The 23988-nt window shown below is 71.2% G+C and carries 25 protein-coding genes; 8 read left to right on the top strand and 17 right to left on the bottom strand.

Features of this window, described 5'->3' with window-relative positions:
* Positions 1–8: 8 nt before the first annotated feature.
* From IEY99_RS03820 to IEY99_RS03755, 14 genes are all read right to left on the bottom strand, one after another.
* Complete coding sequence (locus IEY99_RS03820) at positions 9–2165, bottom strand: flagellar hook-length control protein FliK (RefSeq protein ID WP_189199313.1); 2157 nt, start codon at positions 2163–2165, stop codon at positions 9–11.
* Between the two features lie 29 nt (positions 2166–2194).
* Positions 2195–3166: a transglycosylase SLT domain-containing protein gene (locus tag IEY99_RS03815; RefSeq protein ID WP_189199311.1), complete on the bottom strand. Its 972-nt coding sequence runs from the start codon at positions 3164–3166 to the stop codon at positions 2195–2197.
* Positions 3163–3864 (bottom strand): flagellar export protein FliJ, encoded by a 702-nt coding sequence (locus IEY99_RS33955; RefSeq protein WP_229798074.1) that lies wholly within the window; start codon positions 3862–3864, stop codon positions 3163–3165. Before IEY99_RS33955 ends, IEY99_RS03815 begins: the two co-directional genes overlap by 4 nt.
* 191 nt (positions 3865–4055) lie before the next feature.
* Entirely contained in the window at positions 4056–5363 is a 1308-nt protein-coding gene (locus tag IEY99_RS03805) for a FliI/YscN family ATPase (RefSeq protein WP_189199309.1), read from the bottom strand.
* Positions 5360–6034, bottom strand: coding sequence for a FliH/SctL family protein (locus IEY99_RS03800; protein WP_229798072.1), 675 nt, complete (start codon positions 6032–6034; stop codon positions 5360–5362). The genes IEY99_RS03805 and IEY99_RS03800 overlap by 4 nt, the downstream gene beginning before the upstream one ends.
* Positions 6018–7043: a flagellar motor switch protein FliG gene (gene fliG / locus IEY99_RS03795; protein ID WP_189199306.1), complete on the bottom strand. Its 1026-nt coding sequence runs from the start codon at positions 7041–7043 to the stop codon at positions 6018–6020. The genes IEY99_RS03800 and fliG overlap by 17 nt, the downstream gene beginning before the upstream one ends.
* Positions 7044–7086: 43 nt before the next feature.
* A complete protein-coding gene (gene fliF / locus IEY99_RS03790; RefSeq protein ID WP_189199304.1) occupies positions 7087–8679 on the bottom strand; it encodes a flagellar basal-body MS-ring/collar protein FliF in 1593 nt (530 codons plus the stop codon).
* Position 8680: 1 nt separating this feature from the next.
* Positions 8681–9025, bottom strand: a complete 345-nt coding sequence (gene fliE / locus IEY99_RS03785) for a flagellar hook-basal body complex protein FliE (RefSeq protein WP_189199303.1) — start codon at positions 9023–9025, stop codon at positions 8681–8683.
* A gap of 2 nt (positions 9026–9027) precedes the next feature.
* Positions 9028–9423 carry a flagellar basal body rod protein FlgC gene (locus tag IEY99_RS03780; protein ID WP_189199301.1) on the bottom strand — a complete coding sequence of 132 codons (396 nt, stop codon included), beginning with the start codon at positions 9421–9423 and terminating at the stop codon, positions 9028–9030.
* Between the two features lie 5 nt (positions 9424–9428).
* A complete protein-coding gene (locus IEY99_RS03775; RefSeq protein ID WP_189199299.1) occupies positions 9429–9776 on the bottom strand; it encodes a flagellar basal body rod protein FlgB in 348 nt (115 codons plus the stop codon).
* A 201-nt stretch (positions 9777–9977) separates the two neighbouring features.
* Positions 9978–10301 (bottom strand): hypothetical protein, encoded by a 324-nt coding sequence (locus IEY99_RS03770; RefSeq protein WP_189199297.1) that lies wholly within the window; start codon positions 10299–10301, stop codon positions 9978–9980.
* 6 nt (positions 10302–10307) lie between these two features.
* Positions 10308–10700: a flagellar export chaperone FliS gene (gene fliS / locus IEY99_RS03765; RefSeq protein WP_189199295.1), complete on the bottom strand. Its 393-nt coding sequence runs from the start codon at positions 10698–10700 to the stop codon at positions 10308–10310.
* Positions 10701–10714: 14 nt separating this feature from the next.
* Positions 10715–12199, bottom strand: coding sequence for a flagellar filament capping protein FliD (gene fliD, locus IEY99_RS03760; RefSeq protein ID WP_189199292.1), 1485 nt, complete (start codon positions 12197–12199; stop codon positions 10715–10717).
* Positions 12200–12310: 111 nt separating this feature from the next.
* Positions 12311–13174, bottom strand: a complete 864-nt coding sequence (locus tag IEY99_RS03755) for a flagellin N-terminal helical domain-containing protein (protein WP_189199290.1) — start codon at positions 13172–13174, stop codon at positions 12311–12313.
* Between the two features lie 269 nt (positions 13175–13443).
* On the opposite strand from IEY99_RS03755, the gene flgN reads away from it, so the two are divergent.
* From flgN to csrA, 5 genes are read left to right on the top strand one after another with little or no spacing between them, the layout of a single operon-like run.
* Positions 13444–13929, top strand: a complete 486-nt coding sequence (gene flgN / locus IEY99_RS03750) for a flagellar export chaperone FlgN (protein WP_189199288.1) — start codon at positions 13444–13446, stop codon at positions 13927–13929.
* Entirely contained in the window at positions 13929–15320 is a 1392-nt protein-coding gene (gene flgK / locus IEY99_RS03745) for a flagellar hook-associated protein FlgK (protein WP_189199286.1), read from the top strand. Before flgN ends, flgK begins: the two co-directional genes overlap by 1 nt.
* 10 nt (positions 15321–15330) lie before the next feature.
* Positions 15331–16251 (top strand): flagellin N-terminal helical domain-containing protein, encoded by a 921-nt coding sequence (locus IEY99_RS03740; RefSeq protein WP_189199284.1) that lies wholly within the window; start codon positions 15331–15333, stop codon positions 16249–16251.
* Positions 16252–16292: 41 nt separating this feature from the next.
* Positions 16293–16691 carry a flagellar assembly protein FliW gene (gene fliW, locus IEY99_RS03735; RefSeq protein WP_189199282.1) on the top strand — a complete coding sequence of 133 codons (399 nt, stop codon included), beginning with the start codon at positions 16293–16295 and terminating at the stop codon, positions 16689–16691.
* Between the two features lie 49 nt (positions 16692–16740).
* Entirely contained in the window at positions 16741–16995 is a 255-nt protein-coding gene (gene csrA / locus IEY99_RS34840; protein WP_189199280.1) for a carbon storage regulator CsrA, read from the top strand.
* Between the two features lie 82 nt (positions 16996–17077).
* On the opposite strand, the gene IEY99_RS03725 is transcribed toward csrA, so the two are convergent.
* Positions 17078–17989 (bottom strand): M23 family metallopeptidase, encoded by a 912-nt coding sequence (locus tag IEY99_RS03725; RefSeq protein WP_189199278.1) that lies wholly within the window; start codon positions 17987–17989, stop codon positions 17078–17080.
* Positions 17990–18280: 291 nt separating this feature from the next.
* Here IEY99_RS03725 and IEY99_RS03720 point away from each other — a divergent pair, with 291 nt between their 5' ends.
* Both IEY99_RS03720 and IEY99_RS03715 read left to right on the top strand, forming a co-directional pair.
* Positions 18281–19027, top strand: a complete 747-nt coding sequence (locus tag IEY99_RS03720; protein ID WP_189199276.1) for a hydrolase — start codon at positions 18281–18283, stop codon at positions 19025–19027.
* A 74-nt stretch (positions 19028–19101) separates the two neighbouring features.
* A complete protein-coding gene (locus IEY99_RS03715; RefSeq protein WP_229798070.1) occupies positions 19102–20001 on the top strand; it encodes an SRPBCC family protein in 900 nt (299 codons plus the stop codon).
* Positions 20002–20004: 3 nt separating this feature from the next.
* Here the strand turns inward: IEY99_RS03715 and IEY99_RS03710 are convergent, their stop codons facing one another.
* Together IEY99_RS03710 and IEY99_RS03705 are read right to left on the bottom strand one after the other, a co-directional pair.
* Positions 20005–21828 carry a PAS domain-containing sensor histidine kinase gene (locus IEY99_RS03710; protein WP_189199274.1) on the bottom strand — a complete coding sequence of 608 codons (1824 nt, stop codon included), beginning with the start codon at positions 21826–21828 and terminating at the stop codon, positions 20005–20007.
* 78 nt (positions 21829–21906) lie between these two features.
* On the bottom strand, positions 21907–22131 hold the full coding sequence (locus IEY99_RS03705) for a DUF7455 domain-containing protein (protein WP_189199272.1): 225 nt from the start codon (positions 22129–22131) through the stop codon (positions 21907–21909).
* 236 nt (positions 22132–22367) lie between these two features.
* Between IEY99_RS03705 and IEY99_RS03700 the strand changes: the two genes are divergently transcribed.
* Positions 22368–23972, top strand: coding sequence for a S8 family peptidase (locus tag IEY99_RS03700; RefSeq protein ID WP_189199270.1), 1605 nt, complete (start codon positions 22368–22370; stop codon positions 23970–23972).
* Positions 23973–23988 lie beyond the last annotated feature (16 nt).

Here is a 23988-nt window from a genome sequence, read left to right as displayed (position 1 = left end):
GGGCGAGCTTAAGCCTGCACGTCGAGACGGCTGTTGCCGGTGGGACGCGAGGGCGCCGGTGTGGCGGTCTCGGTGGCTTCCGGTGCCGTGGCTTCGCGCCCGTCCCCGGTGCGACCGTTGCCGCCGTTGGCGTTGTTCATGAAGGCGAAGTGCTGCCGCGCCTGCTCCTGGTTCGGGCCCTGGCGCAGGTCCAGCGTGGCGTTGCCGAAACCGGACTGCTGCAGCTCGCGGCGCAACTCGTCCATCGCGTCCCGCAGCGACTCGTGGCCGGCGTCCGTCGAGCTGGACAGCTGGAGGTTGATCTCGCCGTTGCGGATCTCCGCCACGATCTGGACCGGTCCCAGGTCGACCGGGTGCAGGTTGACCGTGAGCCGGTGCACGCCGTCGGCGTCCAGGCGCAGCGGCGTGATCCGGGTCGCCAGCTGCATCGCCACCGGACCCGGCAGCGGGGGCGCCGCCGCGGCCGGAGCGGTGGGTGCCATCGGGGCCGCCGGTGCCGACGGGGCGGTCGGTGCCACACCGGCGACGCCGGCGGGGTTCTCCTGACCGGGCAGGCCGAAGGCGGCCTGGCTCGTCGCAGGTGCGAAGGCACCCGGGGCGCCGGTTCCGGTTCCGGTCCCGCCGCCGGCGGTTCCGCCGGCGTTCGCGCCGCCCTGCTCGCTGCCCGAGCCGCCCGCGGCGCCGCCACCGGTTCCGGAGCGGTCCGCGGGCGCCGCACCCGGGGCCGGGACGGCGTCGGTGGTGGGGGCGCCGTTCGGATCCGGCAGCGCGGCGGCGGTCTCGGCCGTCACGGCCGCGGCGCCGGCCGCGCCGCCCACGAGTCCGGCCGGGGTGGCCGTGGCGGCGGCGGGAGCAGCTTGCGCCGCTGTGGCCTGCGGTGCATTCGGTACGGCGGTGGTCTGCGGACCGGTGGGGCCGGCGGCTTGGGCGGCTGTGCCGGTCGACGGCGTCGCGGCCGCGCCCGTCGCCGACGCCGCGAGCGGGTTCGTCACCGGTCCGGTCGGTGCCTGAGGCGTGGTCGCCGAGGGAGGAGTCCCCGCCGCGGCGCTCGCCGCCTGAGCGGCCGGCGGTGCGGCCGGGGTGCCCGGCAGAGCCGGTGCGCTCTGTGCGACAGCGTCGGCCGGCGTGGTAGCTGTCTGAGCTCCCTGGGCGGCCGACGGCGTCGTAGCGGGCAAGGGAACGCCGGGCTGCGCGACCGTCCGCGCGACGGACTGCGGGCCGGCTGTGGCAGCTTGGGCCGCCTCGGCGGTCGCCGCGGCCGACTGCGCTGCCGACGTGGCGGCCTGCGCCGCCTCCGCACCCGCTCCCGCGGCCGGCGGAGCCGTGGGCGCGGCGGTGGTCGCGGTGATGGCTCCGGGCTGGGCGGCGGTTGCCGGGGCCGGTGCGCTCGGCGAGGCGGTCGGGGCGGTCGGGGCGGTTGGTGTGGCAGTGGTGCCGGCCGCCAGCGCCATCGACGCGGCCTGTGCGGCCGCGGTCGCGGAAGCCTGCGCGGTGGTGGCCTCGTCCGTGGTCGTTTCCTCCGTCGTGGCGACGGTCGCCTCGGCGGGCGCGGCCGTCTCCTCCGGGCGAGCCTCGGCGGGCCGGTGGGCCTCGGACCGGAGATCGCCGTCGGGGCGGAGGTTGTCCGGACGGCCGCGGTCCGCGCGGGCGTCGTCCAGGCGGGCGTCGTCGGGGCGGGCGTTGTCGGGGCGGGCATGCTCCGGGCGGGTGGTCCGCGGCCGGGCGTCGTCCGGGCGGCCCGTCTCGGGCCGTTGTGCCGCCGCCCGCCTCGCGGCGGCCCGGTCCTGGGCCAGCTGCTGCTGGGCGACCCGGTCCTGGGCCGCGCGGAGCTGGAAGCCCTTGGCGACGGCCGCCTCGGCGGACCGCTCCGCGATGATCCGGTCCGCGGCGACGCGGGCCAGGGCGGACCGCGTCGCGGCGGCGCGCTCGGTGGCCCGCTCGTCGGCGGCGCGGTTCTGCAGGCGGGACTCGGCCGCGCGCTCGCGATCCTGTCCGGCGCGGGCGCGCTCGCGCAGCCGACCGGGATCGTCGTCGTCCGGGGTGCGGTCGAGCTCGGCGGAGAGGGCGGATCCGAACGCCTCGCCGCCGTCGCCCGGGCGTGCACCCGTACGGCTTCCGGTGTCGACCGCGGGTCTGCGGTCCGGACCGGTGACGGAGCTCGTCACGGGGTGCCTCCTCTCGTCGGGACCGACGCTCAGCCGAGGGCGGCCAGAGCCTTCTGCACCTTCGGGACGTACTTCTGCGTCTCGGCGAACGGCGGGATGCCGCCGTACTTGTGCACGCTGCCGCCGCCGGCGTTGTACGCAGCCAGTGCCAGCTCCACCGACTTGAATTCCTTCAGGTTGTTGCGCAGCAGCTTCGCGGCGCCGTTGATGGCCTGCTCCGGGTCGAACGAGTTCTTCACCCCGAGCCCGCGGGCGGTGCCCGGCATGAGCTGCATGAGGCCCTGCGCGCCGGCGGGGCTGACCGCCGTGGGGTTGTAGCCCGACTCGACCTTGGCCACGGCCGCCAGCAGCTTGGGGGAGACGCCGTACTTGGCGCCGGCCCTGACGAACATGTCCGCGTACGGGACGCCGGACAGCGACGCGGAGTTCTGCAGGCTCGCCGGGCGGATGGCGCCGGCGCCGGTGGCCGCCGAGGCGGCGGTGGCGTCGGCGGCGCCGAGCACGCGCCGGATGTGGGTGGGCTTCTCGTACACCGACTGGATCTTGACCTGGTCGCCGGGCTTGGGCGCCGCGATCATCTTGTTGTCGCCGATGTAGATCGCGATGTGGTCGACCGGCGAGTTGAACGCCAGGAGGTCGCCCGGCTTGGCCTGGGCGAGGCTGTCCACCTTCGTGCCGACCTTGGCCTGCTGAGCCGAGGTACGCGGCAGGTCGATGCCGAGATCCTTGTACGCCCGCTGCACCAGCGCGGAGCAGTCGAGGCCCTTGCTCGGGTCGGTGCTGCCGAACACGTACGGGGTGCCGAGGTACTTCTTGGCGGCGTCGACCACGGCCTGCCCGGTGACTCCGGTGCCGGCGGTGGCCGTGGTGCCGGTGGCGCTGGCGAGCGCGCCCGCGAACGATGTGCCGGAAGCGGCAACGGTGCCAGTGGCGGCCGGAGCGATCCCGAGGTGCGACTGCAGCTCGGAGATGCGGGACAGAACACCCTGAACACCCATCATGCGCGGCTCCCGTTGTCGTCGTCGGCGTTGCCTTCGTCTTCGTCTTCGGCGGGTTCCGGGGAGCGCTTAGCGGCAAGGTGCAACTGGCTGCGGGTCCGTTCGATCGCGACGCGCGCGTCGGAGAGGTCGATGACCGGGCGCTGGGCGGCCACCCCGTACGCCGTCTCGCGGGCGATCTCCTCCCGGGCGGCGGCCGCGGCGGCCCGGTCGGCGATCGAGCCGGCGCCGGTGCGCAGCGCGTTGGCACGCTGCTCGCTCGTCGCGTCGATGCCCCGGGCGGCGTTGCGCGCCTTCGAGGTCACCGCCATCTCGTCGATGTTGTTCTGCTCGACGGTGAGGTCGTGCCGGCGGACGGTCTCGGCGTGCCGCTCGGACAGCATCTCCACGGCGCGCCGGCGCTTGGCCGCGTCCGCCAGCTCGGCGACCTTCTCCTTGGTCCGTTCCTCCGCGTCGGCGACCATCCGGTGCGCGCCGGAGAGCGTGGCGGCCAGCGACTGCCGGGCCACCATCGAGGCGACCATGGCCCGCGCGGTGCCCTCGGTCGGCGCATCGGCCCCGGCGAGGTCGAGCTGCCGCCGCTTGACCAGCGCCTGGGCGTCCCGGATCTCCTGGCGTGACTGGATCAGCGCGCCACGGGCGGCGTCCTCCTGGGCCTTGCGAGCCCGCAGCACGGGGCCGAGCCGGAACAGGCGATTCACGAGACCTCCCAGAAAGAGCCGTACATGTTCCCGGTCGGCCTTTCCCGCAGAGCGCTGAGCCACTGCACCCGACCTGCTCCCGCTCTCCGCGCTCGACCACGACGCTCCGCCCGGCGCGGCGCAACGGCCTGGACCCGGGAGGGGATCGCCGGTGTGCCACGGGACGCTTCTGTGCCCGTACTTGTAAAAGATCAGGAAGACGCGATCAGCTGGCGGAGTTGCGCCCAGGCCTGCTCCGCGGAGACCTTCTCGTCCAGCCCCTGCCGCAGGAACGCGGTGATGTGCGGCCAGATCGCCGTGGCGCGGTCCGCGTCCGGGTTCGTGCCGGGCACGTAGGCGCCGATCTCGACCAGCTCGCGGACGTCGCGATGGGCGGCCATCAGCCGGCGCAGCTCGGTGGCGTCGCTCTTCTGCTCCGGGGTGGTGATCTTGTTGGCCACCCGGGAGATCGAGTCCAAAGCCTGGATGCTCGGGAAGTGCCCGGCCGTCGCCAGCTTGCGGTCCAGCACGATGTGCCCGTCCAGGATCGAGCGGGCCGCGTCGGCGATCGGCTCGTTGTGGTCGTCGCCCTCCACCAGCACCGTGTAGAGGCCGGTGATGCTGCCCCGCGCGCCCGGACCGGCCCGCTCCAGCAGCGACGCGAGCATGGCGAAGACCGAGGGCGGATAGCCGCGGGTGGCCGGCGGCTCGCCGACCGACAGACCGACCTCGCGCTGGGCCATCGCCGCGCGGGTGACGCTGTCCATCAGCATGAGGACGTCCTGACCCTCGTCGCGGAAGTACTCGGCGATCCGGGTCGCCACGATGGGGGCGCGCAGCCGCACCAGCGGCGGCGTGTCCGAGGTCGCGATCACCACCACCGAGCGGGCCAGCCCCTCCGGTCCGAGGTCGTGCTCGATGAACTCGCGCACCTCCCGTCCGCGCTCGCCGACCAGGGCGACGACGTTGAGCTCGGCCGTGGTGCCCCGCGTGATCATCGACATCAGCGTGGACTTGCCGACGCCGGAGCCGGCGAAGATGCCGATGCGCTGGCCCCGGCCGCACGGCACGAGGGTGTCGAGCACCCGCACGCCCAGCGGCATCGGGGCGTCGACGAGCTGGCGCTCCATCGCCGACGGCGGCGCGGCCTCGATGCTGACCATCTCGCCCTGCAGCGGCGGGCCGCCGTCCATCGGCCGGCCCAGCCCGTCCAGGATGCGCCCGCGCAGGTCGGGGCCGACCGCCACGCGCAGCGGGCCGCCGGTCGAGACCACGGGGCTGCCGGTGCCGATGCCGGCGATGGGCCCGAGGGGCAGACAGGACAGGCGCTCGCCGTCCAGGGCCGCGACCTCCGCGAGGATCATCTCGTCGCCCTCGCCGATCTGCAGCAGGTCGCCGACGCGGGCCTCGAGGCCGCTCACCGTGACCCGGAGCCCCACGGCGCCGGTCACCTTGCCACGGCTCAGCGGCCGCGCGGCGGTCAGGGCGGCGTTGATCCGGTTACGGAAGACGTCGGTCACAGGCGCAGGGCTTCCTTGGCTCTGGCGACGGCGGCGGCGATGGACGCGTCCACCGTGGTGGTTCCGGTCTCGGCCACGGCGTCGCCGGGGCTCAGGGCCGGGTCCGGGCGCAGGTGCACCGGCCGGCCCTCGTAGTTGTAGTCGGCGTCGGTTGCCGTGCCGACGAGATTGCGGAAATCATCGGGATGGAGGCTGACCACGATGTCGCCCTGCTCGGGCGCCGCGTTCATGGCCCGGCGCAGGGCGGCGGCGGCCCGCCCCTCGGCGTCGTCCATCGCCCGGCCGACGATCGCCTCGGCGAGCTCGAAGGCGTGTGCCAGCACGGCTTCCTGCAACTCGTGCAGGGTGGGCATGAGCTGGGTCTCCAGGCCGGTGACGGCCCGGCCGAGGGCGTTGATCGCCTGCGCGAGCGCGGCGGCCCGGCGCTGCTCGTGCGCGTGCTCGCGGGCCCGGGCCCGCTCGGCGGCGGTCTCGGCCTCCAGCGCGGCGGCCCGCTGGCCCTGCGCCCAGCCCTCGGCGTAGCCGGTGGTCCGGGCCTCCTGCTTCGCCCGCTCCACGGCGGCGCTGTCGACGGGTACCTCGCGGCGCAGGTCCACGCCGAAGCGGACGGCGGCGGCCGACTCGGCCACCGAACCGCGCAGCACCGGCCGGTCCTCAGACGACAAGCTCATCGGCCTCGCCACCACGCTGGATCTCGATCTGGCCGGAGTCCTCGAGCGAGCGGATCACCGAGACGATCTTCTGCTGCGACTCCTCGACCATCCGCACCTTGACCGGGCCCATGAGGTCCATCTCCTCGAGGAGGTTCTCCCGGCCGCGCTCGGACAGGTTCTTGGTGACCTTGTTGCGGACCTCCTCGTTGACGCCCTTGAGGGCGGTGGCGAGGTCGGAGGGCTCGACCTGGCGCAGCACCAGCTGCACGGACCGGTCGTCGAGGTTGACGATGTCCTCGAACATGAACATCCGCCGGCGGATCTCCTCGGCGATCTCCGGGCTGCGGGCCTCCAGCGCCTCCAGGATGAGTCGCTCGGTGGTGCGGTCGGCGCGGTTGATGATGTCGACCAGAGGCCCGAGTCCGCCGACCGTGGACAGCTCGTCGGGCTGCAGCACCGTGGAGAGCTTGCGCTGCAGGGCCATCTCGACCTGGCGGATCACGTCGGGAGAGGTGCGGTCCATGACGGCGATCCGGTGGGCCACGTCCGACTGCACCTCGGGTGCGAGGCCGGACAGGATCGAGGAGGCCAGCGCCGAGGGGATGTGCGCCAGCACCAGGGCGATGGTCTGCGGGTGCTCGTGCTGGACGTACGAGAGCAGCTGCCGGGGATCGGCGTGGCTGAGGAAGTTGAACGGCATGTCGGTCATCGACGCCTGGAGCCGGTCCAGGATGAGCGCGGCCCGCTCACTGCCGAGCGACGCCTCGAGGAGCTCGCGCGCGTAGGCCATGCCGCCCGCCCCGGCGTGCTTGGTCGTGGCCATGGCGTAGAACTCGTCGATGACGTCGCCGACCACCTCGGGCTCCAGCTTGCCGAGCCGGGCGATCTCGGCCGAGAGCTCCTCGACCTCCTGCTCCCGCATGTTGGCCAGGACCTTGGAGGAGTACTCCTTGCCCATGCGCACCAGCAGGATGGCTGCCTTGCGCAGACCGGTCATCGACGCCGTGCTCAGCGTGGGTGTGGTCAATGCGGTTCCTCCTTGAACCAGGGGGTGGATCCCGTCCGGTCAGTCAGCGACCGGCGCCCAGCCATCCGCGCAGCAGCGCGGCCATCTCCTCCGGCTGTTCCTGCACCATCTGCTCGATCTCGCGCTGGCGGCCCTCGAGCTCCTCGTGGTTGATGTTCGCGGCCTCGATCGCCGGCGACGGGATCGCCGCGTTCAGCTCGGCGAGGCGCTGGGCCTCCAGGGCGGCCTGCATGTCCTCGAGGTGCTTGAGCTCGGCCGGGGTCAGCGCCTTGCGCTTCTTCTGCTTCCGGCTCCAGCGCCAGGCGAGGAAGATCAGGAAGAGTACGACCAGCGCCATCGCCGCCGTCTTGATCAGCGAGCTCTGCTTGGCGCTCTGCTCGGCGGCGGCCGAGGCGGCCAGGGCGTCCTTGGCGGCCGTCGCGGCGCTGGTGTCGAACGCCATCGCGCTGACCGCGATCGTGTCGCCCCGGGTGGGGTCGATGCCGGCCGCGGCGCTGACCAGCTGCTGCACGTCCGCCTGGTTCACCGCGCCCGCGGTGGTGGCGTCCAGCAGCACGGCGACGTTGAGCCGCTTGATGCCGCCCGGGGCGCTGTTGCGGGCCTCGGTGGTCTTGTTGACGGCGTTGTTGCGGACCTGGTTGGTGTTCTCGTACTGGCCGGCGCCGCCGGCCGCGGCGGGCCCCTGGATGTTGTCCGGGCCGAGCACGCCGCCGGTGCCGGTGCCGTTGCCGTTGTACGCCTCGCGGCTGATGCTCTCCGACAGCGCGGCCACGTTCGGATCCGAGGTGTACGTCTCCGTGGTGGTCTGGGTCTGGTCGAAGTCCAGCTCGGCGGTGGTGGTGACCACGGCGTGGCCCGGTCCGACCACGGCGTCGAGCATGTTCTGCAACGACTGGTTCAGGCGGTTCTGGAAGGCGACGGTCTGCGAGTCGGCGCCGCTGTCCCCGCCGGTGGCCACGGCCTGACCGCCGCCGGTCGAGAGGATCTTGCCGTCCGCGCCGGCCACGGTGACGTTGGTCGGGTCGAGGCCCTCCACGCTCGAGGCGACGAGGTGCACGATCGCCTGCACGGTCTGGTTGGACAGCGGCTTGTTGGGCGACGACTGCACGAGCACCGAGGCGGTGGTCTTGTTCTGGTCGTCGGCGAAGACGTCCTTCTGCGGAATCACCAGATTGACGGTCGCCGCCTCGACGCCGTCGATCGCCTTGATGGTGTTGGCCAGCTCGCCCTGCAGGGCCCGCTGGTAGTTGGTGTGCTGCATGAAGTCGCTGGTGGTGATGCCCTGCTGGTCGAGCAGCGCGTAGCCCGTCTCCGACTCTCCGGGCAGGCCCTCGCCGGAGAGCTGCAGGCGCAGGTCGTACACCTGGTCCTGCGGCACCATGATGGTGGTGCCGCCGTTGGCCAGTTCGTACGGCGTGCTGGACTTCTGCAGCGACTCGACGATCGCGCTGGCGTCCTTGCTCGACAGGTTGCTGAACAGTGCGGAGTACGACGGCTTCGAGGCCCAGGTGGCGAAGAAGTAGCCGCCGATGGCGAGGGCGAGCACCGTCGCGATCGTCACGGCCTTCTGCCCCGGGGTGAAGGACTTGAAGGTGTCGCCGACCTTGCGTACGGGCGCGGGGAGACGGTCCGTCATGTTACGCCTGCATTCTCATGATTTCCTGGAAGGCCTCGACGGCCTTGTTCCGGATCGCCATGGTCAGCTGGAGGCCGAGGGCGGCCTCGGTGGAAGCCATGGTGTACTGCGCCGGGTCCTGGAGCGTGCCGTTGGCCACCTGCACGGCCAGGTCGCCCGCCTTGGTCTGGGCCGCCTGCACGCTCTCCAGACCCTTCGACAACATGCTGGCGAAGTCGGAGTTCGGTCCGCTGACCTGCTCGGTGCCGGCGAGCCCGCCGACACCGGACACCCCGCTCACGCCGCCGACCCCGCCGACGCCGGTCACGCCGCCGACGGCGCCGAGCGCACCGATGGGGGAGGTCATGATCAGGCCTTCCCGAGGTTGATCGCGGCCTGGTACGACTCCCGTGCCCGGTCGACGACCGACAGGTTCGCCTGGTACGAGCGCTGCGCCATGATCATCTGAGCCATCTGGCTGCCGAGGTCGATGTCCGGGCGGCGCACGTAGCCCTCGGTGTCCGCCAGCGGGTTGTCGGGCTCGTAGGAGAGCCGGCCCTCGGCGCTGCCCAGGGCGATGCCGCCGACCTGGGCGCCGTTGCCGTCCTGCGCCTCCTGGGCCACGACGTAGCGGGCCTGGAAGGCGTTCTCGGACGTCCGGCTGACGTTGTCGATGTTGGCGATGTTGTCCGACACGGCGTCGAGCCACTTGCGGTACACGGTCACGCCGGTTGCGGCCACACCGATCGCGTTGAAGGTGCTCATCTAGGTCAGGCCCCCTTGATGGCGTCGCGGATCAGGCTGTACTTGCCGTCGAGAGCGCGGATGGTGAGCTGGTAGCGCATCGTGGTGTCGATGTGCGAGAGCGTCTCCTGGTCCAGGTTGACGTTGCTGCCGTTGAGGCGCGTCGGCTCGAGCGAGTCGTGCACGCTCGGCGTGACCGTCGAGGGCGACTGGCCGTGCGCGACCGCGCTGCTGAGCGCCTCCTCGAACTTGACCTTACGAGCCTTGTAGCCGGGGGTCTCGATATTGGCGATGTTGTTGGCGATGGCGTTCTGCCGGGCGGACAGGCCGGCGACTGCGACGCGGAGCGAGGACGATGCGACGTCATCGAACACGGCGAGCGTTCCTTCCGAGTGGTGCGAGGGCGCCGGTCCTTGGCTTCCTTTACAAGCAGTCCTTTGCTCGTACCTTTCGCTTCGGCCCGGACCCGGATCCGCTGAGCGCCGAACGGTTGCTGACCGGTTGCACGGAAAAACCCGGCGTCCCTGACCGGGACACCGGGCTCCGGTGACGATGGTGCCGATGGTGCTGCTGCGTCACATGGCACAGTCGATATAGGTGGGCACCTGCTTGCCGGCGGTGCCGACCTCGACCCGTGAGGCGAAAGCGTTCTGCCGGCGGTTGGCGGTGATCGCCATGGCCGCCGCCTTCGCGGCCTCCAGCTGCCGGGTCAGGATGTAGTCGGCCCGTGGCCGTAGATCGAGCGGAAGGGGGCCTAGACCGGCAGGCGGCTCCCACGGCTTGGCCAACGGCAGTTCCTGGCTGCGGTGTTCGTCCGCGATCATCCGCTCGACGGCCTCGACGTCCGCCTCGAGCTCGTCGAGGGCGCTGATCCAGGCCTGCCGCCAGTCGTCGGCCATCACCGGTCACCCCTCGGCGGCTGCCGCGGCCAGCGCCGCCTCGCGCCAGGTGTCGCGCAGCGGCTCCATGAGCTCGCGGATCGCGGTCACCTTGGCCCCTTCGCCCTGGATGTTCGCGCTGATCAGCTCGGTCTCGACGAAGGCGTAGAGCGAGGCCAGGCCCTTGGCACCCTCCCACGCGTCCAGGTTCAGCGACACGTGCAACTCGGTGACGATGTCCTGGGCGTGCTTCAGGTGGCTGTTGGCCTCGGGCCGGTTGCCGTCGAGCAACGCCTGCTCGCCGCGGCTGAGGTCCAGGATCAGCCGGTCGAAGAGCATCAGCAGCAGCTTGGACGGCGAGGCGGTGGCGATGGAGTCGGCGAGATAGCGCTCGCGCATGGCCGGTGAAGGATTGGTCATGAAGTGCGCTCCGGTCAGCCGAGGCTGGCGAGCTGACCCGCCAGCCAGGAGGATTGTTGCTGCATCTTGCCCATTGCGGTCTCGAGGTTGGCGAACTGCCGCTCCAGTGCCGACTTGCGCAGGTCCAGCCGGACGTCCCAGGCGCTGACCTGGTCGTTGAGGGACCTGATGGACGCGTTACGGCGCTTGATGAGGCCTTCGATCGTGCCTTCCACGACCTTGTCCGCCGGGTCGGTGGGCAGCTTGATGCCGTCGCCCGCCTTCATGCCCACGGTCAGCAGCTTGTTGGCGATGCCCTGCGCCTGGTCCCAGCCCGGGTCGAACTTGGTGGCATTGGCCTTCGCGTGCGGCACCTCGGTGTAGGAGTCGAAGTACGCCTGCGTCTTGGCGGGGTCGGCGGCGTACGCCTTGGTGAAGTCCTCCTTGTTGAACTTCAGCTTGCCGCCGCGGTCCACCTCGATGCCGACCGACTTGAAGCTGCCCAGCGTCCCGGCACCGGTGGCTACGGTGCTCAGGATCTCCTGGCTCAGTGCGCGCATGGCGCTGTCGCCGGCCAGCGCCCCGGCCGCGGTGGTGCTGGTCTTGCCCTTGGTCTGGGTCGCGATCTCGCTGAGCGCCGCGTTGGCGGCCTCGACCAGGGTCTGCACCTTGGTGGCGAGAGCCTCGGGGTCGCTGGCGAGGCTGATGTTGACGGGGGCGTCGGAGGCGGCCTGCACCTTCGTGGCGGTGACGGTCACGCCCGGCTGCACCTCGGCGAAGGTGTTCGTCGCGGAGGTGATGGTCACGGCGTCGACCGTCGTGCCCATCTTGAGCTTGGCGTCGGCGCCCTGGCTGGTGAGCGTCGGGGCGCCCAGGTTCAGGCCGGTCACGGCGGCGCTGAGCGGCCGGGCGGCGGCGGGGTCGAGGGCCGGGTCGATGTCGTTGGAGAACGCGGCGGTCGCACCCGAGGTCTTCGCGGTGAGCTGCAGCGTGTACTGGCCCGGCGCGACCTGCACCGCCGCGGCCTTGAACGCGGAGTTGGCCTCGCCGTTGATCGCGGCGACCACCGAGTTCAGCGACTTGCTCGCCGGGGTGAGCGTCTTCGTGGAACCGTCCGCCAGCCTGATGTCGAAGGTGCTTCCGGCCATGACGGGCGCCAGCGTGCCGTCACTCGCCGAGGAGACGGTACCCCCGGTGAAGGTCGCCGTGTGCGTCGCCGCCAGCGCCTCGACCTTGAAGCTGAACGAGCCGGCGGACGCGCCGGGCAGGGCGGTGACGACGGCGGCATCCGAGCTCGACGTCGCCTTCACCCCGGTCCAGCTGCCCGGGTCGCTGAGCGCCTTGGCCGCGGTGACCAGGGCCGACATCTTGCCGTTCAGGTTCTGGAGCGCGGTCAGCGCCTTGTTCTGGGCGGTGACCTTGTTCTTGAGGGCGGTCTGCGGGAGTGCCTCGACCTGCATGAGCTGGGCAACCGTGGCCGAGGTGCTCATGCCGGTGACAAGTCCGTCGACACTAGCCATCGTGGCGCTCCTTTTCTTCGTCGATCCTGATACCCGACGGGCGGTCGGCGAGAATCGCCGGCCGCCCGTCTATTCGGTTGTCTGTTCAGTTTGCTGAGCGTGATGCAGCTATCAGCGCAGGAGGGACAGGACGCCCTGCTGCGACTGGTTCGCCTGCGCCAGCATGGCGGTGCCCGCCTGGGACAGGATCTGCGAGCGGGTGAAGCTCATCATCTCCTGCGCCATGTCGGTGTCGCGGATCCGGCTCTCGGACGCCGACAGGTTCTCGACCGTGGTGTTGAGGTTGTTGATGGTGTGCTCGAGCCGGTTCTGGGAAGCACCCAGGTTGGCCCGCTCGGTCGAGATGGCGGTGATCTGCGTGGTGAGGCCGTCGAGGGCGGTGTCCTGCGCCGTCACCCGAGCGGCACCGGCGGCCGTGAGGTTGGCGGTCGCGGCGGCGTCGAGCGAGTCCGCCGCACCCTCGAGGTCCAGGTTCGACAGGTCCACGGTCAGCTGGTCACCGGCGTTCGCGCCCACCTGGAAGCTGAGCGTGGCACCGGTACCCGAACCGGGGGTGGTCTCGAGCAGCTTCACACCGTTGAACTCGGTGCGCTTGCCGATGGCCCGGATCTCCTCGCCGAGCGCGGTCAGCTCGGAGTTGATCGCGGCGAGCGAGTCATCGTTGTTGCTGCCGTTGGCCGCCTGCACCTGCAGGTCACGACCGCGCTGCAGGATCGAGTGCACCTCGTTGAGCGCACCCTCAGCGGTCTGGACGACGCTGACGCCGTCCTGGGCGTTGCGCGTGGCGACCTTGAGGCCACCGACCTGGCTGCGCAGGCCCTCGCTGATCGCCAGACCCGCGGCGTCGTCGGCGGCCCGGTTGATCCGGAAACCCGACGACAGCTTCTCCAGCGACTTCGACATCTGGCTGTCGGAGGTCGAGAGGCTGCGGTAGGCGTTCTGGGCAGCGATGTTCTGGTTGATGCGAAGACCCATTTGAAGTTCCTCCTTGAGTGGGGTCCCTGACCGGCCCATCCGTGAGCCGTTGTGCTTACGCCATGACTGTTCGGCGGGGGCCCACCGGTCTTGAGGAGTATTTGAGATTTCTTCAGGACAGCCTTGAGGAGAGCGGTGCCGGAAGTCCGGAAACCCTGCGGCACCGGTTCGCAACCGAAGCGTGCTCAAGTCCTCAGAGACGCAGGAGGAGTGCCGACTTGTCCGGTGAGCGGAGGAAAGCAAGCCTCCCGCGGAAGACGGAGGACCCGGTGAGCCTGACCGATCTGTCCAGTGTCCTGTGGCGCGCACGCGAGCTGTTGGAGCTTCTCCTCTTCAAGCTCGAGGAGGAGCAGTTGCTGCTCGCCTCGAACCGGTCCCGCTGGCTCGCCCACGCCACCCGCGAGGTGGAGGTGGTGCTGGACCAGATCCGGCAGACCGAGGTGGCGCGGGCGGCCTACGCCCAGGGCGTCGCGACCGAGCTGGGACTGCACCCGGAGGCGTCGCTCGGCGAACTGGCGGACGCGGCCCCGGCCCCGTGGTCCGACCTTTTGCACCAGCACCGCCGGGCGTTCCTGACCCTGACGTCGGAGATCAGCGCCATGGCGGAGAGCAACCGGGAACTGCTCACGGCCGGCCAGCGGGCGGCTCGCGAAACGATGCTCGCGTTCGCCGGAACCGTGGAAACGTATGGCCGGCAAGGCAAAACCGTCACCGGCGGCGCGCGCCGCCCCAGCCTGGTGGATGAGGCGATCTGATGGCAAGCAGCTTCGGTGGCATCAACACCGCACTGAGCTCGCTCTACGCGCAACGGCGCGGACTGGACGTGACCGGGCAGAACATCGCGAACGCCAACACCGAGGGATACAGCCGGCAGCGCGTCCACATGCAGTCACAGGTGGGCGGGACGACCGCGACCATGTACGCGCGAACCGACGGCCTCGGCACCGGCGTCGCCGTGTCCGACGTCCAGCGTATGCGCGACGAGTTCCTGGAGAACCGGGGCCGGACCGAGCACGCCGCGAACGCGCTGCTGGCGAGCCAGAAGACGGCGTACGCCGCGATCGAGGACGCGTTCGCCGAGCCGGGCGACACCGCGCTGGCGGCGCAGCTGCGCGACATGTGGGGCAGCTGGAACGACGTGGCCAACAATCCGCAGCTGGCCGCCCCCCGGTCCGCCGTGATCCAGCAGAGCGCCACGGTTGCCGACCAGTTGAACGCCGCCCACGAGTCACTCGCCCGGCAGTGGAAGCAGAACGAAGTCCAGATGTCCGCCTATGTCGAGGAGGTCAACGGCACCGCCCGCTCGATCGCCCAGCTCAACGACAGCATCGTCAAGGCGAACGCCTCCGGGATCACGGTGAACGAGCTCGAGGATCAGCGCGACCTGCTGGCCATGAAGCTCGCCGAGCTCACCGGCGCGACCATCGGGAGGCGGGACAACGGCAGCATGGACGTCTTCATCGGCGGCTCGGGACTGGTCACGGGGACCACGGTCCGCGAGATCGACTTCGCCGGCGCCGACCGGCTCGCGGACCAGGCCGCCGACCCGGTGAGCCTGATCTGGAAGAACAGCGGGAACCCACCGCAGACGGCCGAGGCCGGCGGCACGATGGGCGGCATGGTCGACACCATGACCAGGATCATCCCGGGCCTGGCGGGCGAGCTCGAATCGATCGGCAACAACATGATCAACAAGGTGAACGCCCTGCACCGCACGGGTTACAGCACCGACGGAAGCACCGGCCTCGACTTCTTCGGGCGTCGCCTGGACGGTTCCATCGAGGTTCTGGTCACCGACCCGGACCAGGTGGCGATCGCCGCGACCGCCGGCACCTTCGACAACTCGATCGCCGACGCGATCGCCGACATCGGTGACTCGCCCGGCGGCCCGGACCGAGAGTACGAGGGGATGATCGGGCGCCTCGGTGTCGCCGCGCAGGGTACCGCCCGGCGCGCCGAGATCCAGTCCGTCGTGACGGAACAGGTCGACGCGGCACGCGAGGGCGAGGCCGGGGTCAACCTCGACGAAGAGATGACCAACCTGCTCACGTACCAGCGCGGGTACGAGGCCGCATCCCGGGTCCTGACCACGATCGATTCGATGCTCGACCAGCTCATCAACCGCACCGGCCTGGTCGGAAGGTAAGGAGTAAGTCATGATCGGCGGCGGCAGAGTCACCGAAGGCAGCATCCACACCCGAGTGCTGGCCAACCTGCAGCGCAACCTCGCCAAGGGCGGGCAGATCCAGGACCAGTTGTCGAGCGGCAAGCAGCTCAACCGGCCGTCGGATTCCCCGGCCGGCACGGTGTCCGCCCTGCAGCTGCGCTCCGAGGTACGCACAAGCGAGCAGTACCTGCGCAACGCCGAGGACGGCCTGGGCTGGCTGGGCACGGTGGAGGACACGCTGAACAGCGCCTCCGGTCTGGTCAACCGGGCCCGGGACCTCACCGTGCAGGGCCTCAACACCACGACCAACGGCGCCCTGGCCAGCGAGGCACTGTCCAAAGAGATCGATCAGATCCGCGACGCGCTGATCACCCATGCGAACGCCAGGTACCTGGACCGCCCCGTCTTCGGCGGCAACACCACGGACCCGGAAGCCTACGACCGGACCACCGGCAACTTCACCGGAAATCCGTACGACCCGCTGGATCCGACGAGGACGAGCATCTCGCGAACCGTCGGATCGAACGTGAAGATCCGGGTCGACATGACCGGCCCGGAGGCTTTCGGGGACAACACCACCGGACTCTTCAAAGTGCTGGATGACATTTCGTCCGCGCTCAAGTCCGGCGACAACGCCGCCTTGTCGGCCAGCCTGGGCGACCTCGATACGGCGGGGAAGAAGCTCAATTCCGCCATCTCCGAGGTCGGATCTCGATACAATCGAATCAACCAGATGAAAGAGTCCGCACAGGACCGGTTGTTGTCCGTGTCGACGCAGTTGTCCGACATCGAGGACATCGATCTGCCGAAGACCATCATGGAAATGCAGCTTCAGCAGACCTCGTACCAGGCGGCACTGGCCGCCTCGGCAAAGGTGATTCAGCCCTCGCTCATCGACTTCCTGAGGTGACCATGAGTACTCGCACCGCGTCCCGACCGATTGGGGCAACCATGACCGACACCGAGCTGGACATGCCGATCATCGACATGGCTGTCCCCATGCCCGGTTTCCCGGCCCACCGGCAGTTCGTGCTGGTGCGGCTGCACGAGGAAGGACTGCTCTACGCGTTCACGTCGCTGCAGAACCCGGAGCTCCGTTTCCTCGTCGCCCCTCCGGAGCCGTTCTTCCCGGACTACGCGCCGGAGATCGAGAACGACGTACTCGCCGCGCTGAACACCAAGGACCCCGACCGGCTGCTGGCGATGGTCGTCATCACGGCCGGCACCGAGGAGACGACGGCGAACCTGCTCGCCCCGATCATCATCGACCGTGACTCGCACCGCGCCATGCAGGTCGTTCTCACCGGCCAGAACCTGCCCGTGCGGGCGGTCATGCGCCGCGACTACTGACCGGCGGGCGCCGGTGTCCTGTCCACGGATGGAGTGAGGGGCGACCACGATGCTCGTGCTGACCAGGAAGGCCGGCGAGAGCGTGATGATCGGCGACGACGTCGTCGTCACGGTGCTGGAGGCACGCGGCGACGTCATCCGGATCGGCATCCAAGCGCCGCGCGACGTGCAGGTGCACCGCGAGGAGGTCTATCAGGAGCTCCGGAACGCGAACCGGGAGGCGGCCTCGCCGACCGATGCCGCGGTCCGTGCCCTGACCGAGATGTTCGACCGTCCCGCCCCGGCGAACCCGCCGGACGAATGACCCGCAGAGTTCTTCTCCATGACCGCCAGGGCCGATCCTCCCTCGAGGACCGGCCCTGCGGCGTTCGGCCACCGTCCGGCGGCTAGCTGATGGTCAGGCCCCGGGCCTGCATGAAGGCGATCGGGCTGAGCGCGTTCTCGCGGGTCGCCGGCACTCCGGCGTGCACCTCGAAGTGCAGGTGCGGGCCGGAGGACGAGCCCGAGGTGCCGACGTAGCCCAGGATCGTGCCGCGGGCGACGGTCTGCCCGAGGGCCACCGACGGGCGCCGGACCATGTGGCAGTAGCGGGTGACGATGGTGCCCGCGTGCAGCACCTCGACGTACCAGCCGCAACCCTTCAGGCTCGGGTTGCCGTCCACGTCGCAGCTGCCCTGGGAGACGTTGCAGACCACCCGGATGACCGTGCCGGAACTGGCCGCGCGGATCGGGGTGTTGCGCGTCGCGCCGAGGTCGACGCCGTCGTGCGCCGGGCGCTGCTGGGTGCGGAAGTCGCTCACCAGGCCGGCGGCCACGGGCAGCATCCACGCGCCCGCCACGGCGGGCAGCGGGGTGGTCGACGTGCACTTGGGGATCTCGGCGTCGCCGCGCTGGACGTACGCGTCGGAGATGAAGCTGTTGTCGCTCAGGCGGTCCCAGAAGCCGGTGTTCTTCACCGTGCCGCTGATGAACTGGCCGGCGGCCTTGCAGACGATCGAGACCGTCGTGCCGTTCGCGATGGTGCCAATCCGGAGGCTCGCGGCGGACGGGCCGCTGCGCGTGTTGAGCGCCATGCCGCCAGTGACCACCTTGCCCGTGGTGGCGATCCGCGACGCGGTCGTCCCGGCGGCCCGGGCGGTGACCGGGCTGACGGCGGCGGCCTTCAGGGTGACCGCCTCGGCCGCGTCGGCAGGGAACCGCACGGGTGACGCGGCGGCCGGGCTGCCGGCGAGCGCGGTGCCCCCGAGCGTGCCCGCGGCGAGCAGGGCCAGGGCGGTGCGCTGATGTCGGCGCTTCATTGACTTCCTCTCGGGAGGCGGACGCGCTTACCGGCACAGGCTGCCGAGCGGGAGCTGCCACCAGCGGTGCACCGGGGGTGCGGAACGGTTGCGGGGGCGCTCTGCACCGCCGCCGCACGGCAACATGGTGACCGGCGGACGGCGGCGACGAGCCCCGTTCGCCGCAGATCGCCCGCCGCCGGCCACGCACCCGGAATGCACCTGGCACGGCCCCGGTCCACAACACCGGGGCCGGAAAGTACTTCCCAGGACGAGAGGAGCTCGTCCGTACGCCAGTCGCGGGGAGACATCGTGGGTGCAGAGCGCGAATCGGTCATGGACGGCGTCACCATCGCCGCCGCCGCACTCGATCTGCGTGCCGACGCGCACGTGCACACCGGGTTCGCCGCGGGCCGGGACAGCGTGGGCGTCGTCGTGTCGGCGGCCGACCGCGCCGGGCTCACCGGGCTGACCTTCGCCGACCAGGCGGGGCCCGACACGGCGTGGCTGCCGGCGTACGCCGATGCGGTGCGCCGGGCGCGGCAGCGTACGGAGCTCACCCTGCGCGTCGCCGCCGAGGTCGAGGTCGTCCAGCCCGACGGATGGCTCGCCCTGCCGGCCGACTTCGGGCAGCTGGAGGCCGTCTCCGTGGCCGTCTCCCGGCTGCCGCTGCCGGACGGGCCGGTCGGTGCCCGCGAGGTCCGCTCGATGCTCGCCGCCGGCCTGCTCACCGCCGACCAGGTGGCCGAGACCGTCGTGACCGCCACGATCAAGGGTGTCGAGCGCGCCTCGCGCTACGCGCCGTCGCAGCTCGCCCGCCCGTTGAACCTGCTCGCCCAGGTCGGCATCGACGACGCCGCCGTCACCCCCGAGCTGCTCGCCGCGCTCGCCTCGGCCTGCCGGTCGAGCGGCACGGTGGTCGAGATCAGCGAGGCCTGGCGCAGCCCGTCGCCGCGCGTGGTGGCCATGCTGCGTGAGGCGGATGTGACGCTTGTGCCCGCGAGTGACGCACGGTACGCCGCCGAGGTCGGCAACTGGCAGTACCTGCGCCGGGTCTGATCGGAAACCGAACGCCATATGTAATCTCATACGTACTCTCTGTAATGCCAGCACTTCAGCATGGGAGAGATGCGATGAGTATGGTTCAGCAGGCCGTCGAGATCAGCGCACCGCTGCACACCGTGTACGAGCAGCTCGCGACGTTCGAGAACTACCCGCGCTTCATGACCGGCGTCGAACGGGTCACCCCGATCGGCAACGACCAGACGCACTGGGTCATGGACGTCGACGGGCAGCGCCGCGAGTTCGACGCGCAGATCACCGAGTGCTCCCTCGACGAGCGGGTGTCGTGGGCGTCCGTCGACGGCCCACGGCTCGCCGAGACCATCACCCTGCGGCCGATGGGCGAGACGCGCACGCAGATCGTCGCCCAGCTCGAGGCCGACGTCGCCGTCCTGCTGCCCAGCGACCGGCACGGGCAGGAGACGCTCAACCGGCGGCTGAAGGCCGACCTCAACGCGTTCAAGGGTCTGATCGAGGCCGGCAAGCTGGGCGACGCCGGGCACCTGGGCGGCGCCAGCTCCAAGAACATGGCGGGCAGCGCCTTCGCCTCGCCGGCGTCGGTCGCGGCCCGCGCGCGGGGCGGCCGGGCCCGGCCGGGTGCCGGCTGGGGCACGAGCGCCGGAGAGTTCAGCAACGCCCGCCCCGAGAACCTGGGCACGCTGCGCCCGAACGCCGCCACGGCGCCGCTGGGCACCCCGACCGCGGGGCCGGCCGTGGACATCACCTCGGCGCCCGGCATCGACGACCCGCACGACCTCGACGACATCCTCGCCCCCGGCCGCCGGATCGTCGGCTCCCCGACCGTGCGGGGCGGTGCGGCGGGCACCCGTTCCACCGTCCGCGGCGTGGCGGACACATCCGGGCAGGGCTCGGCCTCCGCGCACATGGGCGGCAAGGCCATGGGCACCCGCGACGTCCGCGGCGACGGGATGGTCCACGAAGAGGAACGCGGCAGCGCTCACGACTGGTGAGCCTCACACGGCGGCGGCCTCCCAGGTCACCACCAGACGCGCGCCCCGGGGCTCGGCCCGCTCGTAGCGGACCGAGCCCCCGTTCGCTTCCACCAGGTGGCGGACGATGAACAGGCCCAGACCCGCGCCGCGCATGAAGCGGTCGAAGAGGTTCGGCACGAGCTCCTCGGGGATGCCGCCGCCGCGGTCCTGCACGATCAGGACGACCGTCTCGCCGTCGCGGGAGGCGCGGACCTCGACCGGCTTCTCGCCGTAGCTGAGAGCGTTGCTCACCAGGTTCCGCACGACGTGCCAGACGTGCTGGCGGTCGGCGAGAGCGGCGACGTCGTCCTCGACCGCCACGTCGACGTCGTCGGTGTCCTCCAGCTCGTCGAGCACCGACGTGACGACCTCGCGCATCTGCACCGGCGTGCGCCGCGCGGTGACGGCGCCGGTGTCCAGCCGGAAGAGCAGCTGCAGGTCGTTCATCATCTTGATGAGCCGGTGGGTGTTCTTGTTGATCTTCGTGGCGAGCTCGAGCCGGATGTCGTCGGGCAGGTCCGCCCAGTCGGCGTGCAGCAGCTCGGCCAGGCTGGCGATCGAGCTGATCGGCTGGGCCACGTCGTGGGTGAGCATCGAGGTCAGGTCGTTCTTGAAGGCCAGGGCCGCCCCCAGCTTCGCGTTCGCCTCCCGGAGCCGGTCGTTGCTGCTCTCCAGCTCCGCGGCGTGGCTGCTCAGCTCGTCCTCGGCCCGCTTGCGGTCGGTGATGTCCACGTACGTGGCCACGTAGCCGCGTGGCTGTCCGGCGGCGTCCGGGATGGCCGCCATCGTGGCGAGCACGGGCACCTCGGTGCCGTCGGTGCGCCGGATCAGCCAGTCCTGGGTGCCGGCCGGGGGCAGGGACGGCGCCGGCGGCATGCCGTCCGGGTCGCGGTTGCCGGTCAGCTCCCGCCAGCGCCGGTTCACGTCGATCACCCGGTGGTTGGCGTCGAGCACCATCACCGCCTCGTTCATCGACTGCAGCAGCGTGTCGGCGAAGTCGCGCCGCTCGTGCAGTTCCGCGACCAGCTTCCGCTGCCGCTGGTCCGCACCCTCCAGGGACCGCACGAGGTAGCCCACCAGGGCCACGAGTGCCAGCGTGGCGAGGATCGCCCCGGTGCTGATCGCGGCCGCGGGCCGGCTGATCCCGGTGCGCACCGCGAGCGCGCTCACCAGGGCGGCGATGACCGGTACGGCGACCACGGCGGGCAGCATCCGGCGGATCTTCGTGCCCGGTCCGGCGGTCGCGTCCGTGCGCAGCGGCCCCGCCTCGGGCCGGGCCAGCACGATGCCGACGGCCAGGATGAACAGGCCGCCCGCGTGGTACGGCGACATCACGCTGTCCGGCCCGCCGCCCTCGGGGAAGGCCGGCGCGAACATCCGGGGCACCAGGGCCACGAGGGAGATGATCGCGCTGCCCGCCACGAGCGGATCGGCCACCCGGTACCGCACCGGGTCGCCCGCGCGGCGGTGCACGTACAGGTCGAGGCAGGTCAGCGCCAGCCCGGCGAGCAGCGTGGCGACCCCCGCGGCCGGATGTGCGGGGACGGCGGCGGCGCCGAGGCCGGTGGCGAGCAGGGCCGGCACGTAGGCGGCGATGCGCAGCGGCCGGCTCACGCGTGGCAGGGCGAGCAGGAACAGCGCGAGCCCGGCGGCCAGAAGTGCGGCCGCCGGGCTCTGCGTCAGTGTGTCGTCCGCTCCCGCGGGAGGCAGGACCAGGCTGAGGCCGCCGGAGATCGCCACGGCGACACCGGTGCTCCCGGCGGCGAGCCGGGACAGCCTGCCCACGTCGTGCGCCGCGAACTGCACCGATGAACCCCTCTAAATATGGGCGTTTCTGCCCAATAGTGAGGGAGTGATCATATCGCGGCGGATGGGATCAAGGGGTCACACGCTGTGAGACCGCCCGGCCCATGCGAAGCCGTCCTCGACCGCGGCCTTGGCGGCCATCGGCACGAGCCGGTCGGCGTAGCGGTTGGCGTGGTGGCCGCAGAACGCGAGGCTTCCGCCGCCGGCGAGGCTGAGCTCCAGCTTGGCGGCGGCGCCGCAGCGGTCGCAGCGCTCGGCCAGCGAGTCGACGACGACGATCTCGGGCGACAGCACGGTGGTCATAGCGCTCTCCTTGCTCGGTGGCGGTGCAGCGGTCCTGACAGCGGGTAGTTCGGCCCCGCTGAGGAGCGACTTAGCCGATGGAGCTCCGGACGATGCGGCTGCACCTCAGCGGCAACCTCCGAGGTCCCGGGGCGGCTCTGCCCCGTCTTCAGCATTTCCCCTCAGGTGCCACCGGCATGCCTGTCCACGTCAGGTGATGTCCGCCGCCGGTGGCAGAACACGGGGGGAAATCCAGCATGATCCGTCACGACGGCCGGCGCCGTGTCGCGCGCCTCGCGCTGACCGCCGGCATCGCCACCGCCGCGGTGGTGACCGGTACGGCCGGCACCGCCATCGCCGGCACGCCCGGCGCCCTGCCGCTCGGCACGGTCCGCACGGCCGCCTCCGGCGCCATCACCGACAGCTACATCGTGGTGCTGAAGGCCGCCTCCGCCGACGCCGCGGAGGTGCCGTCGGTCTCGCGGGCGCTCGCCCGGCGCTACGGCGGCGAGGTGCTCGCCAGCTACTCGACGGCCGTCCGCGGCTTCCAGGCCGACATGACGGCGCTCGAGGCCCGCCGCCTGGCGGCCAACCCCGCCGTCGAGTACGTGGAGCAGGACGCCAAGGTGCGCCTCGCCGACCTCGGCACGCAGCCGGACCCGGTCTGGGGGCTGGACCGGATCGACCAGCCGGCGCTGCCGCTGTCGAAGAGCTACACCTACCGGCCGGCGTCGAACGTGACGGCGTACGTGCTGGACACCGGCCTGCGGGTCGGGCACGCCGAGTTCGGCGGCCGGGCCAGCAACGGCCGGGACTTCATCGACAACGACGCGGTGGCGCAGGACTGCAACGGCCACGGCACCCACGTGGCCGGCACGATCGGCGGCAAGACCTACGGTGTCGCCAAGGACGTCAAGCTCGTCGGCGTCCGGGTGCTCAACTGCTCGGGCACCGGCTCCTACTCGGCGATCATCGCGGGCGTGGACTGGGTGACCCGCAACGCCGTCAAGCCGGCCGTGGCCAACATGAGCATCGGCGGATCGGCGAGCTCGGCCCTGAACTCGGCGGTCGCGAAGTCGATCGCGGCGGGCATCACCTACTCCGTGTCGGCCGGCAACGACAACAAGAACGCGTGCAGCTACTCGCCCGCGTCCGCGCCCGAGGCGATCACGGTCGGTGCCACGGACAGCGCCGACACCCGGGCCACGTTCTCCAACTACGGCTCGTGCCTGGACATCTTCGCCCCCGGCGTGCGTATCACCTCGGCCTCGTACTCGTCCGACACGGCCACCGCGATGATGAGTGGCACCTCGATGGCCGCGCCGCACGTGGCGGGCGCGGCGGCGCTGGTCGTCGCGGCGCACCCCGACTGGTCGCCGGCGCAGGTCCGGGCGGCGCTGGTGGAGCAGGCGAGCGCGGGCCGGGTGGTGAACCCGGGCAGCGGCTCGGTCAACAAGCTGCTGTACACCGGCTTCCTCAACACCGCGCCGGTTGCCGAGCCGGTCGCCGCGGCCGAGTGCGGGCCCTTCGTCATGGGTACGGACGTCCGGATCGGCCGGCTGTCCACGGCCACCAGCAGCAAGACGGTGACGACCTGCTCCGGCACCGCCTCGTCCACCTCGACCGTGGCCGTGACGGCGCGGCACGCGTACCGCGGGTCGCTCGTCGTCTCGCTGACCAGCCCGACCGGCGTGAAGTACACCCTCAAGGCGGCCGACAAGGCGGATAAAGCGGCAGACATCGTGCAGACGTACACGATCGACCTCTCGGGCGCCCCGCGCAACGGGAAGTGGTCGCTTCAGGTCAAGGACACCCTCGGCACCACCACCGGCATCCTGGACAAGTGGAAGCTCAGTCTCTGATTGCCGGAAAGCGCCA

This window comes from Couchioplanes azureus (genome assembly GCF_014648355.1).
Taxonomy (GTDB): domain Bacteria; phylum Actinomycetota; class Actinomycetes; order Mycobacteriales; family Micromonosporaceae; genus Actinoplanes; species Actinoplanes azureus.
This window is presented reverse-complemented; position numbering and strand designations above follow the sequence as displayed.

Excerpts from the sequence above, each read along its gene's own strand:
- IEY99_RS03815 (WP_189199311.1), bottom strand. The coding sequence starts at position 3,166 with ATGATGGGTGTTCAGGGTGTTCTGTCCCGCATCTCCGAGCTGCAGTCG.
- IEY99_RS03800 (WP_229798072.1), bottom strand. The coding sequence starts at position 6,034 with ATGAGCTTGTCGTCTGAGGACCGGCCGGTGCTGCGCGGTTCGGTGGCC.
- fliF (WP_189199304.1), bottom strand. The coding sequence starts at position 8,679 with ATGACGGACCGTCTCCCCGCGCCCGTACGCAAGGTCGGCGACACCTTC.
- fliE (WP_189199303.1), bottom strand. The coding sequence starts at position 9,025 with ATGACCTCCCCCATCGGTGCGCTCGGCGCCGTCGGCGGCGTGACCGGC.
- IEY99_RS03780 (WP_189199301.1), bottom strand. The coding sequence starts at position 9,423 with ATGAGCACCTTCAACGCGATCGGTGTGGCCGCAACCGGCGTGACCGTG.
- IEY99_RS03770 (WP_189199297.1), bottom strand. The coding sequence starts at position 10,301 with ATGGCCGACGACTGGCGGCAGGCCTGGATCAGCGCCCTCGACGAGCTC.
- fliS (WP_189199295.1), bottom strand. The coding sequence starts at position 10,700 with ATGACCAATCCTTCACCGGCCATGCGCGAGCGCTATCTCGCCGACTCC.
- fliD (WP_189199292.1), bottom strand. The coding sequence starts at position 12,199 with ATGGCTAGTGTCGACGGACTTGTCACCGGCATGAGCACCTCGGCCACG.
- IEY99_RS03755 (WP_189199290.1), bottom strand. The coding sequence starts at position 13,174 with ATGGGTCTTCGCATCAACCAGAACATCGCTGCCCAGAACGCCTACCGC.
- flgK (WP_189199286.1), top strand. The coding sequence starts at position 13,929 with ATGGCAAGCAGCTTCGGTGGCATCAACACCGCACTGAGCTCGCTCTAC.
- IEY99_RS03740 (WP_189199284.1), top strand. The coding sequence starts at position 15,331 with ATGATCGGCGGCGGCAGAGTCACCGAAGGCAGCATCCACACCCGAGTG.
- fliW (WP_189199282.1), top strand. The coding sequence starts at position 16,293 with ATGACCGACACCGAGCTGGACATGCCGATCATCGACATGGCTGTCCCC.
- csrA (WP_189199280.1), top strand. The coding sequence starts at position 16,741 with ATGCTCGTGCTGACCAGGAAGGCCGGCGAGAGCGTGATGATCGGCGAC.
- IEY99_RS03725 (WP_189199278.1), bottom strand. The coding sequence starts at position 17,989 with ATGAAGCGCCGACATCAGCGCACCGCCCTGGCCCTGCTCGCCGCGGGC.
- IEY99_RS03715 (WP_229798070.1), top strand. The coding sequence starts at position 19,102 with ATGAGTATGGTTCAGCAGGCCGTCGAGATCAGCGCACCGCTGCACACC.
- IEY99_RS03705 (WP_189199272.1), bottom strand. The coding sequence starts at position 22,131 with ATGACCACCGTGCTGTCGCCCGAGATCGTCGTCGTCGACTCGCTGGCC.
- IEY99_RS03700 (WP_189199270.1), top strand. The coding sequence starts at position 22,368 with ATGATCCGTCACGACGGCCGGCGCCGTGTCGCGCGCCTCGCGCTGACC.